The sequence below is a fragment of the Ensifer sp. ENS10 genome, from assembly GCF_014852025.1.
Lineage (GTDB): Bacteria > Pseudomonadota > Alphaproteobacteria > Rhizobiales > Rhizobiaceae > Ensifer.
Genome location: NZ_JACVAS010000001.1, coordinates 336131 through 350208 on the forward strand (window position 1 = coordinate 336131; position 14078 = coordinate 350208).

Annotated in this window: 9 protein-coding genes; 8 read left to right on the forward strand and 1 reads right to left on the reverse strand. The window is 63.5% G+C overall.

Annotated features, from left to right (window positions below; genetic code table 11):
* Nucleotides 1-50 precede the first annotated feature (50 nt).
* Nucleotides 51-941, forward strand: a complete 891-nt coding sequence (locus tag IB265_RS01725) for a GNAT family N-acetyltransferase (RefSeq protein ID WP_057248004.1) — start codon at nucleotides 51-53, stop codon at nucleotides 939-941.
* A gap of 340 nt (nucleotides 942-1281) precedes the next feature.
* On the opposite strand, the gene IB265_RS01730 is transcribed toward IB265_RS01725, so the two are convergent.
* On the reverse strand, nucleotides 1282-3567 hold the full coding sequence (locus IB265_RS01730) for an NADP-dependent malic enzyme (RefSeq protein WP_057248005.1): 2286 nt from the start codon (nucleotides 3565-3567) through the stop codon (nucleotides 1282-1284).
* Between the two features lie 103 nt (nucleotides 3568-3670).
* On the opposite strand from IB265_RS01730, the gene mutS reads away from it, so the two are divergent.
* The 7 genes from mutS (at nucleotide 3671) to IB265_RS01765 (ending at nucleotide 14050) form a co-directional block, all read left to right on the forward strand.
* On the forward strand, nucleotides 3671-6424 hold the full coding sequence (mutS, locus tag IB265_RS01735) for a DNA mismatch repair protein MutS (protein ID WP_057248006.1): 2754 nt from the start codon (nucleotides 3671-3673) through the stop codon (nucleotides 6422-6424).
* 235 nt (nucleotides 6425-6659) lie between these two features.
* Nucleotides 6660-9503 (forward strand): [protein-PII] uridylyltransferase, encoded by a 2844-nt coding sequence (locus IB265_RS01740; RefSeq protein WP_057248007.1) that lies wholly within the window; start codon nucleotides 6660-6662, stop codon nucleotides 9501-9503.
* On the forward strand, nucleotides 9500-11104 hold the full coding sequence (gene murJ, locus IB265_RS01745) for a murein biosynthesis integral membrane protein MurJ (RefSeq protein ID WP_057248008.1): 1605 nt from the start codon (nucleotides 9500-9502) through the stop codon (nucleotides 11102-11104). Before IB265_RS01740 ends, murJ begins: the two co-directional genes overlap by 4 nt.
* Nucleotides 11104-11496 carry a VOC family protein gene (locus IB265_RS01750; RefSeq protein WP_057248009.1) on the forward strand — a complete coding sequence of 131 codons (393 nt, stop codon included), beginning with the start codon at nucleotides 11104-11106 and terminating at the stop codon, nucleotides 11494-11496. Before murJ ends, IB265_RS01750 begins: the two co-directional genes overlap by 1 nt.
* A gap of 111 nt (nucleotides 11497-11607) precedes the next feature.
* The gene (trpS, locus tag IB265_RS01755) at nucleotides 11608-12672 is read left to right on the forward strand and encodes a tryptophan--tRNA ligase (protein WP_057248010.1); all 1065 of its coding nucleotides are present in this window, start codon (nucleotides 11608-11610) and stop codon (nucleotides 12670-12672) included.
* 153 nt (nucleotides 12673-12825) lie between these two features.
* Nucleotides 12826-13317, forward strand: coding sequence for a universal stress protein (locus tag IB265_RS01760; RefSeq protein WP_057248011.1), 492 nt, complete (start codon nucleotides 12826-12828; stop codon nucleotides 13315-13317).
* Between the two features lie 166 nt (nucleotides 13318-13483).
* Entirely contained in the window at nucleotides 13484-14050 is a 567-nt protein-coding gene (locus IB265_RS01765) for a NifU family protein (RefSeq protein ID WP_057248012.1), read from the forward strand.
* The last annotated feature ends 28 nt before the right edge of the window (nucleotides 14051-14078 follow it).

The following is a 14078-nucleotide window of genomic DNA, read 5'->3' on the forward strand; positions in this document are numbered from 1 at the left end:
CAGAAACGTGGTCTAAGCCCGGCAGATAGAATTGATTCGGGATGACGCGGATGGCCATCGAGCTACTGGATTCAGCGAACGTGGTTGACACTTCTCAGGCTTGCATCGGCAAGAAGGCTGCCGCCCCGACGACTGACGTTCTTGGCAGGATCGCCAATCTCGAGACGCGCCTGGCACGGACGGCATCGGAGATCGATGCCGCCCAGGCCGTACGCTACAAGGTTTTCGTCGAAGAGATGAATGCGCAGGTTGGCGCCGAAGCCGACCGCCGCAAGCGCGACATCGACAGCTGGGACGCGATCTGCGATCACCTTCTGGTTCTCGATACCTCGATCGAGGGCGATGCCGAGGATCAGATCGTCGGCACCTATCGCTTGCTCCGCCAGGACGTGGCCGAGCGCTCGGGCGGTTTCTACTCGGCTTCCGAATTTGCCATCGACCAGCTTCTCGCTCGCCATCCGACCAAGCGCTTCATGGAGCTTGGCCGTTCCTGCGTGTTGCCGGACTACCGTACCAAGCGGACGGTGGAACTGCTTTGGCAGGGAAACTGGGCCTACGCCCTCAAATACGGCATGGACGCCATGTTCGGCTGCGGTTCGTTCCCCGGCGTGGTGCCGGCCGAGCATGCGCTGGCGCTTTCCTTCCTGCATCACAACATCCGCGCCCGTGACGAATGGGCCGTGAGCGCACGTCCGGAACTGCATCGGACCATGGATTTGATGCCGGCCGAGGCGATCAATGCGAAAAAGGCGCTCGGCGCCCTGCCGCCGCTGATCAAGGGCTATATGCGTCTGGGCGCAATGGTCGGCGACGGCGCGGTGGTCGATCATGCATTCCGCACGACGGATGTTTTGATCGTGCTGCCGATCAGCAATATCTCCGGCCGTTATCTCAATTATTACGGCGCAGACGCAGGGCGGTTCGCGACCTCCGTCTCCTGACGGGCGCGCGACTGGATTAACCAAGTCTTAATGACGAGTTTGACTTTCGAGACTGAAAGAGAGACTTGTATTGTCAAGTTATTCTCTAATTTCATCACGAGAGAATAGAGAAAATAACGGAGGAATGGCCGATCATTTCCGGAGGTTGGCCGGCATGAAATCCCAAATCCTCCGTCTTTCATTACCTGAAACGTAGTTCGGTTGCCTGATTATGAGCTCGCTTCTTCTCTCCAGGGGATGCGGGCTCTTCTTTTTATAACTTGTAGCGATTTGTTACTATTTCGGCAGACCTGGCGACTTTGAGTGCCAGGCCTGCGCCAAAATAGTACATCCGTCGGTGTCACATGCCGGCGTTGTAGGCGGCAATCGCCGCCATGTTGACGATGTCGGAATCCTTGGCCGACATCGAGACGATCTGGATCGACTTGTCGAAGCCGACGAGCAGGGGACCAATCACCGTCGAGCCGCCGAGTTCCTGCAGCATCTTGGTCGAGATCGACGCCGAGTGGAACGCCGGCATGACGAGCACGTTGGCGGTGCCGGAGAGGCGGCAGAACGGATATTGCTCCATGACGCGGGCGTTGAGCGCCACGTCCGCCGCCATTTCCCCGTCATATTCGAAGTCGACGCGGCGCTTGTCGAGGATGTTGACCGCCTCGCGCACCCGCTCGGAGCGTTCGCCCGAGGGGTGGCCGAAGGTGGAATAGGCGAGCATCGCCACGCGCGGCACGTAACCGAGCCGTTTGGCGAGGCCGGCTGCCTCCTCGGCGATATCGGCAAGCTCCTCCGAAGAGGGCATGTCGTGCACTGCCGTGTCGGCGACGAGCACGGTGCGGCCGCGGCAGAGCGCGATCGAGACGCCGATGACGCGATGGCCCGGCTTCGGATCGATGCAGCGGCGCACGTCCTCGAGGGCGGTCGAATAGTTGCGGGTGAGGCCCGTCACCATCCCGTCGGCGTCACCGAGTGCCACCATGCAGGCGGCGAAGTGGTTGCGGTCGTTGTTGATCAGGCGCTGGGCGTCGCGGAAGAGGAAGCCCTTCCGCTGCAGGCGGGCATAGAGATAGTCCGTATAGGCGCCGACGCGCTTGGAAAGGCGTGCATTGACGATCTGGATGCCGGGGCGGTCTAGGTCGATGCCCTCGCGCTCCGCCGTCTCGCGCATGCGCTCCTCGCGGCCGAGCAGGATGGCGGTGCCGAGCTGCTGGTTGGCATAGGCGATCGCCGAGCGCATGACCTGCACCTCTTCGCCTTCGGCAAAGACAATGCGCTTCGGCTGGCGCCGGACGCGTTCGTAGATACGCTGCAGCGTCGAGGCGATCGGGTCGCGGCGGGCGGAAAGCTGACGGCCATAGGCTTCGAGATCGGTGATCGGCTTCTGCGCGACGCCGCTTTCCATCGCAGCCTTGGCGACCGCCATCGGGATCGACGAGATCAGCCGCGGATCGAAGGGGACCGGGATGATGTATTGCGCGCCGAAGCGTGGACGGTTGCCCTGGTAGGCGGCCGCAACATCATCAGGCACATCTTCCTTGGCAAGGCTTGCCAGCGCTTCAGCCGCCGCGATCTTCATCGCGTCGTTGATCGTCGAGGCGCGCACGTCGAGCGCGCCGCGGAAGATATAGGGGAAACCAAGCACGTTGTTGACCTGGTTCGGATAGTCCGAACGGCCGGTCGCGACGATCGCGTCGTCACGGATGCGGGCGACTTCCTCCGGCGTGATTTCCGGATCCGGGTTGGCCATGGCGAAGATGATCGGCCGCGGTGCCATCGAGCGGACCATGTCTTCCGAAAGCGCACCCTTGGCCGAAAGGCCGAAGACCACGTCTGCGCCCTCGAGCGCTTCTGCGAGGGTGCGGCGGTCGGTCTTGACCGCGTGCGCCGACTTCCACTGGTTCATGCCTTCGGTGCGACCCTCGAAGATCACGCCCTTGGTGTCGCAAAGGATGATGTTTTCCGAATTGAAGCCCATCGACTTGATGAGCTCGATGCAGGCGATGGCAGCAGCACCCGCGCCGTTGCAGACGAGCTTCGTCGTCTTGAAGTCGCGGCCGGTCAAAGCCAGCGCATTGATCAGGCCGGCAGCGGCAATGATCGCGGTGCCGTGCTGGTCGTCGTGGAACACCGGGATGTCCATGACCTCGCGCAGCTTCTGCTCGATGATGAAACAGTCCGGGGCCTTGATGTCTTCGAGGTTGATGCCACCGAAGGACGGCCCCAGGAAGCGCACGCAGTTGATGAACTCGTCGACGTTCTCGGTATCGACTTCGAGGTCGATGGAATCGACGTCGGCGAAGCGCTTGAACAGCACCGCCTTGCCTTCCATGACCGGCTTGGAGGCAAGCGCCCCGAGGTTGCCGAGGCCGAGGATGGCGGTGCCGTTCGAGATGACGGCGACCATGTTGCCGCGCGTCGTGTAGTCATAGGCGGTGCTGGGGTCCTCGGCGATCGCCTTCACCGGCACCGCGACACCCGGCGAATAGGCAAGCGACAGGTCGCGCTGGGTCGCCATGGCCTTGGTGGGGGAAATCTCCAGCTTTCCGGGACGACCCTGCGAGTGAAAATCGAGCGCTTCTTGCGCGGTGACGCTCGTCATTGTGCGATCGGTCTTGTCGGTGGCCGGCATGTTTCCTCTATCCTCCTGTGGGCGAGCCTTGCGGCGCGCCTCTTTATGGTTGTCGTCTACAATTGCTTGGGGATAGTGTGCCATCTCTTTTTTCGGAACAATCATGAATTTCGTGACAGACCAATCGAACCGCGCCGGGGAGGTGTTGTCCGCAGCCGAACTGGCGAGCGAGGAAAGCCGTTCCACGGCCACGCCGATGATGGAACAGTTCATCGAGATCAAGGCGAACAACCCGGATTCGCTGCTGTTCTACCGCATGGGCGACTTCTACGAGCTGTTCTTCCAGGACGCGGTCGAAGCGTCGCGCGCGCTCGGCATCACGCTGACGAAGCGCGGCCAGCACATGGGACAGGAAATCCCGATGTGCGGCGTACCGGTGCATGCCGCCGACGATTATCTGCAGAAGCTGATCGGCCTCGGCTTCCGCGTCGCCGTCTGCGAGCAGGTCGAAGACCCGGCGGAGGCCAAGAAGCGCGGCGGCAAGTCGGTGGTGCGCCGCGACGTCGTGCGCCTGGTGACACCGGGCACGATCACCGAAGAGAAGCTGCTGTCGCCGTCGGAGACCAACTACCTGATGGCGCTGGCGCGCATCAAGAGCGGGTCCGAACCCGCTTACGCGCTTGCCTGGATCGATATCTCCACCGGCATCTTCCGGCTGGCCGAGACCGCCGAAAGCCGGCTGCTCGCCGATATCCTGCGCATCGAGCCGCGCGAACTGATCCTTGCCGATACGGTGTTTCACGATCCGGAATTGAGGCCCGTCTTCGACGTGCTCGGCCGCGTGGCCGTGCCGCAGCCGGCGGTGCTGTTCGACAGCGCGACGGCCGAGGGCCGCATTAGCCGCTATTTCGGCGTCAAGACGCTCGACGGCTTCGGCACATTCTCGCGCGCCGAATTGGCCGCCGCTTCGGCTGCGATCTCCTATGTCGAGAAGACCCAGCTTGCCGAACGTCCGGCGCTCGGCACCCCCGAGCGCGAAAGTGCCGCCTCGACGCTGTTCATCGATCCGGCGACCCGCGCCAACCTTGAACTGGTCAAGACACTCTCCGGCGCGCGCGAGGGCACGCTGCTGAAGGCGCTCGACCGCACGGTGACGAGCGGCGGCGCCCGGCTTCTCGCCGAGCGGCTGATGTCGCCGCTGACCGATCCGGACCGTATCAACCAGCGCCTCGACTCGATCGAGATCCTTGCGGATCAGCCTTCCTTCGCAGGCGACCTGCGCGACGCGCTGCGCCGTGCGCCGGATATGCCGCGCGCCCTGTCGCGACTGGCGCTCGGCCGCGGCGGTCCCCGTGATCTCGGCGCCATCCAGGCCGGCTTGCATGCGTCGGCGTCGATTTCGCGCCGGATGGCGGCCGGCACGCTATCGGATGAGCTGAAGGAAGCACGCGCCGCGATCGATGCGCTGCCTGCGGGTCTGCTCGGCCTGCTCGACGCCACCCTTGGCGAGGAACTGCCACTGCTGAAGCGCGACGGCGGCTTCCTGCGCTCAGGTGCCAATGCCGAGCTCGACGAAGTCCGGGCGCTGCGCGACCAGTCGCGGCGGGTGATCGCCGGGCTGCAGCTGCAATATTCCGAAGAAACCGGCATCAAGTCGCTGAAGATCAAGCACAACAACGTGCTTGGTTATTTCATCGAGGTGACCGCCGGCAATGCCGGCTCGATGACCGATACGGATGCCGGCCGCGCCCGCTTCATCCATCGCCAGACCATGGCCAATGCCATGCGCTTCACCACGACGGAGCTGGCGGAACTTGAAAGCAAGATCGCCAACGCCGCCGACCGCGCCCTGTCGATCGAGCTTGAAGCCTTCGAGGCGATGACGGCCGAGGTCGTTGCGGCTGCCGAGACGCTCAAGGCGGCGGCATTGGCGCTGGCGACCGTGGACGTCTCCGTCGGCCTTGCCGTGCTTGCTGAGGAGCAGGCCTATGCACGGCCTAACGTCGACCGCTCGCGCAAGTTCGCGATCGACGGCGGCCGCCATCCTGTCGTCGAGCAGGCGCTGAAGCGCCAGGCAAGCAATGCCTTCGTCGCCAATGGCTGCGATCTCTCACCTCCTGAGGGCGAAGAAGGCGGTGCGATCTGGCTGCTCACCGGTCCCAACATGGGCGGTAAATCGACCTTCCTGCGCCAGAATGCGCTGATCGCGATCATGGCGCAGATGGGCACTTTCGTTCCCGCCGCAAGCGCCCATATCGGCATCGTCGACCGGCTCTTCTCCCGCGTCGGCGCCTCCGACGATCTGGCGCGCGGCCGCTCGACCTTCATGGTCGAGATGGTCGAGACGGCGGCAATCCTCAACCAGGCGACCGACCGCTCGCTGGTGATCCTCGACGAGATCGGTCGTGGCACCGCCACCTTCGACGGCCTGTCGATCGCCTGGGCGGCGGTCGAGCACCTGCATGAGGCAAACCGCTGCCGCGGCCTGTTTGCCACCCACTTCCATGAGCTGACGGTGCTTTCGGAAAAGCTCGGCCGTCTCTCGAACGCGACGATGCGCGTCAAGGAATGGCACGGCGACGTGATCTTCCTGCACGAGGTAGGCCCGGGCGCTGCCGACCGGTCCTATGGCATCCAGGTCGCCCGCCTTGCCGGCCTGCCGGCCTCGGTGGTGGCGCGTGCCAAGGACGTGCTCGCCAAGCTCGAGGATGCCGACCGCAAGAACCCGGCGAGCCAGCTGATCGACGATCTGCCGCTCTTCCAGGTGGCGATCCGCCGCGAAGAGGTGAAGGCCGCAGGTCCGTCCAAGGTCGAGGAGGCGTTGAAGACGCTGAACCCAGACGACATGACGCCGCGCGAAGCGCTCGACGCGCTCTATGCGCTGAAGAAGGAACTGAGCGTCGCCAAGGCGGGATGAGGAAAAGTGTGTGCGGTTTTCCGCCCGCATCCCGCCAACCGCTGGCTAAAGCGGCGCGCGCCTTTTTCCTGTGCAGCCTTCCGTAAAAAGGCTATACAGCGCCGCGCGCCTTTGCCGGCGCGGCGATTGAAATGCTGTGTGGTCTTTGTTCGGCCTCGGTCGTAAGGATCATGCAGGAGCGCTCGATCGCGAGCGAACCACGCAACCAGTCGGACAGGACGCCCCTCGGCACTACATGGGCAGACACGAAACTTTCTTTCCCGAAATCCTCGATGTCGCAGCGCTCCGGGCAAAATGCGACTTCATCGCCTCGGCCCATGCCGAGCAGCGCGAGCCGATGCGCCAGGCGCTGCTGGCCGCCTTCAAGCAGGCAAACGTCGCCGGCCGGGCCAAGGCGCGCGAACTGTTTTATGCCGACGGAGCCGGCATTCTGTGCGCCGAGCGCATTTCCTGGCTGCAGGATCAGCTGATCACCGTACTGCATGATTTCGTGCTGAACGAGATCTTCGACGCTGCCAATGCGCCGCCGGCCTCGCGCATCGCGGTGGCTGCGGTCGGCGGTTATGGCCGCGGCACGCTGGCGCCGGGCTCGGACATCGACCTTCTGTTCCTGCTGCCGGTCAAGAAGGCCGTGTGGGCGGAACCGGCGATCGAGTTCATGCTCTATATCCTCTGGGATCTGGGCTTCAAGGTCGGCCACGCCACCCGCACCATTGACGAATGCATCCGCCTGTCGCGCGCCGACATGACCATTCGCACGGCCATTCTCGAGACGCGTTACATCTGCGGCTCCGAGACGCTGAGCGCCGAGCTCGAAACGCGCTTCGATCATGAAATCGTGCGCAACACAGGCCCGGATTTTATCGCCGCCAAGCTTGCCGAGCGTGATGAGCGCCACCGCAAGGCCGGTGATACGCGCTATCTCGTCGAGCCGAACGTCAAGGAAGGCAAGGGCGGTCTTCGCGACCTGCACACGCTGTTCTGGATCGCCAAATATTTCTACCGCCTCAAGGACACCGCCGACCTCGTGAAGGTCGGGGTATTGTCGCGGCAGGAGTACCAGCTTTTCCAGAAGGCCGAGGATTTCCTCTGGGCTGTGCGCTGCCATATGCATTTCCTGACCGGCAAGGCGGAAGAGCGGCTCTCCTTCGACATCCAACGGGAGATCGCCGAAGCGCTGGGCTACCACGACCATCCGGGCCTTTCCGCCGTCGAGCGCTTCATGAAGCACTTCTTCCTGGTGGCGAAGGACGTCGGCGACCTGACCCGCATTTTCTGCGCCGCACTCGAAGACCAGCAGGCCAAGGATGCCCCCGGCATCTCCGGCATCATCGGCCGCTTCACCCATCGCAGTCGCAAGATCCCCGGCACGCTCGATTTTGTCGACGACGGCGGCCGCATCGCGCTCGCGAGCCCCGACGTCTTCAAGCGCGATCCGGTCAACCTGCTGCGCTTCTTCCACATCGCCGACATCAACGGGCTTGAGTTCCATCCGGCGGCACTGCGCCAGGTGACGCGGTCGCTGAGTTTGATCAAGCCGGCGCTGCGCGAAAACGAGGAGGCGAACCGCCTCTTCCTGTCGATCCTCACCTCGCGCCGCAAGCCGGAACTCATCCTCAGGCGCATGAACGAAGCGGGCGTGCTCGGCCGCTTTATTCCGGATTTCGGCAAGATCGTCTCGATGATGCAGTTCAACATGTATCATCACTATACGGTCGACGAGCACCTGCTGCGCACCGTCGACGTGCTCTCGCGCATCGAAGGCGGCATCGAGGAGGAGGCGCATCCGCTGGTCGCCCAGCTGATGCCGGGGATCGAGGAGCGCGAGGCGCTCTACGTCGCCGTGCTGCTGCACGACATCGCCAAGGGCAGGCCCGAGAATCACTCGACCGCCGGCGCAAAGGTGGCGCGCAAGCTCTGCCCGCGCTTCGGGCTGTCGCCAAAGCAGACCGAACTCGTCGCCTGGCTGATCGAGGAGCATCTGTTGATGTCGATGGTCGCCCAGACGCGCGACCTCAACGACCGCAAGACGATCGTCGACTTCGCCGAGCGGGTGCAGTCGCTCGACCGGCTGAAGATGCTCTTGGTTCTGACCGTTTGCGATATCCGCGCCGTCGGTCCAGGCGTCTGGAACGGCTGGAAGGGGCAACTGTTGCGCACGCTCTATTACGAGACCGAACTGTTGCTGTCGGGCGGCTTCTCGGAACTGTCGCGCAAGGAGCGCGCCGCGCATGCCGCGATGATGCTCGGCGAGGCGTTGACGGACTGGTCCGAGAAGGAGCGCGACGACTATGTGCGCCTGCATTATCAGCCCTATCTGCTGACCGTCGCGCTCGAAGATCAGGTGCGCCATGCACGCTTCATCCGCGAAGCGGACGCCGCCGACAAGGCGCTGGCGACGATGGTGCGCACGCACCAGTTCCATGCGATCACCGAAATCACCGTGCTTTCGCCCGACCATCCGCGTCTCCTGACCGTGATCGCCGGCGCCTGCGCTGCCGCCGGCGCCAACATCGTCGATGCCCAGATCTTCACGACCTCTGACGGACGGGCACTGGACACGATCCTGGTGAACCGCGAGTTCGCCGTCGACGGGGATGAGATGCGGCGAGCGGGCAGCATCGGCAAGCTGATCGAGGACGTACTTGCCGGCCGCAAACGCCTGCCCGAAGTGATTGCCAGCCGGACGAAGGTGAAGAAGCGCACCAAGGCGTTTACCGTGACGCCCGAGGTGACGATCAGCAACACATTGTCGAACAAGTTTACGGTGATCGAGGTCGAGGGCCTCGACCGTCCGGGCCTCTTGTCCGAGATCACCGCAGTGCTTTCCGATCTCTCGCTCGATATCGCCTCGGCGCACATCACCACCTTCGGTGAGAAGGTGATCGACACCTTCTATGTCACCGACCTCGTCGGTCAGAAGGTGACGAGCGAGAACCGTCAGATGAACATTGCCGCCCGCCTCAAGGCCGTCATGGCCGGTGAGGGTGACGAAGCCCGCGACCGCATGCCCTCCGGCATCATCGCGCCGCCACCGGGTGTCTCCTCCGCTCAAAGAACGACAAAAGCCGAAACATGAGTCTGGTCAAGAAATTTGCAACCGTCGGCGGCGCGACGCTTGGAAGCCGCCTGTTCGGCTTCATCCGCGAAACCTTCATGGCGGCCGCCCTCGGCACCGGCCCGGTCGCCGATGCCTTCAACACGGCCTTCCGCCTGCCGAACACCTTCCGCCGGCTGTTTGCCGAAGGGGCCTTCAACTCCGCCTTCGTGCCGCTCTTTGCCAAGGAGATCGAGGCGAACGGCATGGAGGGCGCGCGGCGCTTTTCCGAGGAAGTCTTCGGCGTTCTCTTCACCGTGCTTCTGTTCCTGACGATCGCGATGGAACTGACGATGCCCTTCATCGTCAGCAAGCTGATCGCCCCCGGTTTTGCCGACGATCCGGAAAAGCTCGGCAACACCATCGTCTTTGCAGGCATCATGTTCCCCTATCTCGCCTGCATGTCGCTGGCGGCGATGATGGGCGGCATGCTGAACTCGCTGCATCGCTTCTTTGCGGCAGCGATTGCGCCGGTGTTCCTCAATGTCATCCTGATCGCGGTGCTGGCCTACGCCTGGTATGAGGGCCAAGATCCGGTGGCCGTCGGCTATGCGCTGTCCTGGGGGGTCATGGCGGCCGGTCTGGTGCAGCTTGCGATCGTCTGGATCGCCGTGCGCGACGCCGGCATCAAGATCGGCCTCCGCCGGCCGAAGATGACCGCCAGTGTCAGGCGCCTGCTGGTGCTAGCCCTGCCGGCGGCGATCACCGGCGGCATCACCCAGATCAACCTCTTGATCAATACCAATATCGCCTCGGCGAGCGAAGGCGCGGTCTCGTCGCTGGTCTATGCGGACCGGATCTACCAGCTTCCGCTTGGCGTCGTCGGCATCGCGGTGGCAACCGTGCTGCTGCCGGAACTTGCCCGGGCGCTGCGTTCCGGCAATGTCAACGAAGCGTCGAACCTGCAGAACCGCTCGGTCGAGTTCACGTTGTTCCTGACGCTGCCGGCGGCAGCTGCGTTGCTCGTGATGTCCGAGCCGATCGTCCGGCTGCTCTTCGAGCGCGGCAAGTTCTCGCCGGAATCGACCGTCATCGTCGGTCACATCCTGGCAATTTACGGTCTCGGCCTGCCGGCTTTCGTCTTGATCAAGGCCTTCATTCCCGGCTTCTTCGCGCGCGAGGATACGCGCACGCCGATGATCTTCGCCGCCATCTCCGTCGTCGTGAACGTCTCGCTGGCGCTGACCCTGTTTCCGCGGCTCGGCGCAAGCGGCATCGCTACAGCCGAGATCGTCGCCGGCTGGGTGAACGCCGTCCTGCTCTTCGCAACACTCGTCTGGCGCGGCCATTGGGGCAGGGACATCCCGTTGCTGACCCGCATTCCGCGCCTCGCCATCGCGGCGGCGGGCATGGCTGCGGCGCTGTATTTCGCGATCGACTGGTTCGCCTTCGAGCTCTCTTCCGCCGCGCCGCTCGTGACACGGGCAGTAACCCTGCTCGGTCTGGTCTCGGTGGCGATGGTGATCTACTTCGCGCTCGCCTTCGGTCTCGGCGGCGCCAGCCTCGGCATGATCCGCCGGAGCATCAAGCGCAAGGCCAAAGCACCGGCAGAACCCGCTGCAGCACCGGAGGCGAGCGACTGATGCGCCAGACGATCGCACGCATTGCCCTGGTCGTGCCGGACTACGATGCCGGCATCGCCTTCTATTGCGGCAAGCTCGGCTTCGACCTCGTGGAAGACACGAGGCTCGACGACAGCAAGCGCTGGGTCGTCGTTCGCCCCAAGGGCGCGGTTGAGACTTCGCTGCTGCTTGCCAAGGCCGACGGCGAACGCCAGGAGGCGGCGATCGGCAACCAGACCGGCGGCCGTGTCGGCTTCTTCCTCTTCACCGACGATTTCGCGCGCGACCATGCGGCGATGCTGGCCGACGGCGTCGCCTTTCTGGAAGCGCCGCGCCACGAGCCCTATGGCACGGTGGCGGTCTTCAGCGATCCGTTCGGCAACCATTGGGATCTGCTGCAACCGGCGGAATAGACGAGGCTGCGGCGACCTCTTGATTGCCTACCGCCACCCGTGCATAAGCCATGCCGTTAGCTACATGGGCGACAAAGCCCTGGGGCCCTCCACCAGCCTATTGAGGACGACATGAACGAATTCAAGCCGCTCGTATTCTCCGGCGTACAGCCGACGGGCAATCTCCATCTCGGCAATTATCTCGGTGCGATCCGCAAGTTCGTGGCACTGCAGGAAAACAACGACTGCATCTACTGCGTCGTCGACCTGCATTCGATCACGGCCCAGCTCGTGCACGAGGACCTGAAGGGGCAGATCCGCTCGATCGCCGCCGCCTTCATCGCTTCGGGCATCGATCCGAAGAAACATATCGTCTTCAATCAGTCGGCCGTGCCCCAGCATGCCGAACTCGCCTGGATCTTCAATTGCGTCGCCCGCATCGGCTGGATGAGCCGCATGACGCAGTTCAAGGACAAGGCCGGCAAGGACCGCGAGAACGCCTCGCTCGGTCTGCTAGCCTATCCGAGCCTGATGGCGGCCGACATTCTCGTCTATCGTGCCACCCACGTTCCTGTCGGTGACGACCAGAAGCAGCACCTGGAGCTGACGCGCGACATTGCCCAGAAGTTCAATATCGACTTCATGGAGCATATCCGCAGCGCCGGCTACGGTGTCGATATGGTTGTCGGCGAAGAGCCGATCCACGCCTATTTCCCGCCGGTCGAGCCGCTGATCGGCGGCGCGACGCCGCGCGTCATGTCGCTGCGTGATGGCACGAAGAAGATGTCGAAATCCGACCCGTCCGACCTTTCGCGCGTCAACCTGATGGACGACGCCGAGACGATCTCGAAGAAGATCCGCAAGGCCAAGACCGATCCGGATGCGCTACCAAGCGAGGTCGAAGGGCTCAAGGGTCGTCCGGAAGCGGAAAACCTCGTCGGCATCTATGCGGCGCTGTCGGACAAGACCAAGGAGCAGGTGCTGGCCGAGTTTGGCGGGCAGCAGTTCTCGGTCTTCAAGCCGGCGCTCGTCGACCTCGCGGTCGAGGTCCTGTCGCCGATCACCGCCGAAATGCGCCGCCTGATGGGCGACACCGCTCACATTGACGCCATTCTCCGCGATGGCGGCGAGCGAGCGCGGGCGCGGGCGGAAAAGACGATGAGCGAAGTGCGCGAGATCATCGGTTTTCTGCAGTAGTTGACTGAATCCGGGTCCTCGGACCCGGATTCACTTCGGTTCAGGAGTCGGAGCGGACCAAGAGCGGAAGGCCACGGGCACTTTTCCGTGTCCCGCTCCGAAACGCGAAAATCAGACCTTGCGGCGGCCAACCCGGGATGTATTGTTCACCCTATGGTCTCGACCCGACTCTCTCGACTTGAAGGTCACCGCCGCAAATTCATGGCGGTGATAGACGATACCCCGGAATGCGGGCGCGCCGTGCACTATGCGGGCATGCGCGCCAAGAACTCCAATGGCGGTCTCGTCCTGCTCTATGTGATCGCCGATGGCGACTTCCAGCAATGGCTGGGGGTCGAGGAAATCATGCGTGCGGAAGCGCGCGAGGAAGCCGAGGCGACGCTCGCCAAGGTGGCCCAGTCGGTCCGCGAACGGATCGGTATCGAGCCGGAGATCGTCATCCGCGAGGGAACTGCCACGGAGCAGATTCATGCGGCGATCGAGGAGGACCGCGACATCGCCATTCTGGTGCTCGCCGCCGGATCGGCAAAAGAGGGCCCAGGCCCGCTGGTGTCGTCGATCGCGGGCAAGGCAGCCGCCTTCCCGATCCCCGTCACGGTCATCCCCGATGCCCTGACGGACGAGGAGATCGACGCGCTCAGCTGACCTGCGTCGCTTTTCATGGGTCAAGCGGGATGCGGGCGGAAAACCGCTCACACTTTTCCTCATCCCGCTTTATGTACTCTTGCGACCAGAGGGCCATGCCCCTATATTCTTTTGAATAATTCTAAAGAGCTGGGCGACTGTCGCTCCCGGCGAAACGGAGACAGACATGTTCATTCAGACCGAAGCCACGCCGAATCCGGCAACGCTGAAGTTTTTGCCGGGCAAGGTTGTTATGGAAAACGGCACCGCCGAATTCCGCGACGAGGAAGAAGCCCGCGCCGGCTCGCCGCTGGCGGCACGGCTGTTTTCGATTCCGGGCGTCACCGGCGTCTATTTCGGCTACGATTTCATCACCGTCAGCAAGGAAAGCCAGGAGTGGCAGCACCTGAAGCCAGCGATCCTCGGTTCGATCATGGAGCATTTCATGTCGGGCCAGGCGATCATGGCTGGCAGCGGCCGCGCCGAGCAGTCGGATCAGGAAGACGAGTTCTTCGACGAAGGTGACGAGACGATCGTTGCCACGATCAAGGAGCTTCTGGAAACCCGCGTGCGCCCGGCCGTTGCACAGGACGGTGGCGACATCACCTTCCGAGGCTTCAAGGACGGCACCGTTTTCCTCAACATGAAGGGTGCCTGCTCGGGCTGCCCGTCGTCCACGGCGACGCTGAAGCATGGCGTGCAGAACCTGCTGCGCCATTTCGTTCCCGAGGTGCAAGCCGTCGAGGCCGTCTGACACCGGACGCCGTCCGGCGTCTCGCGAA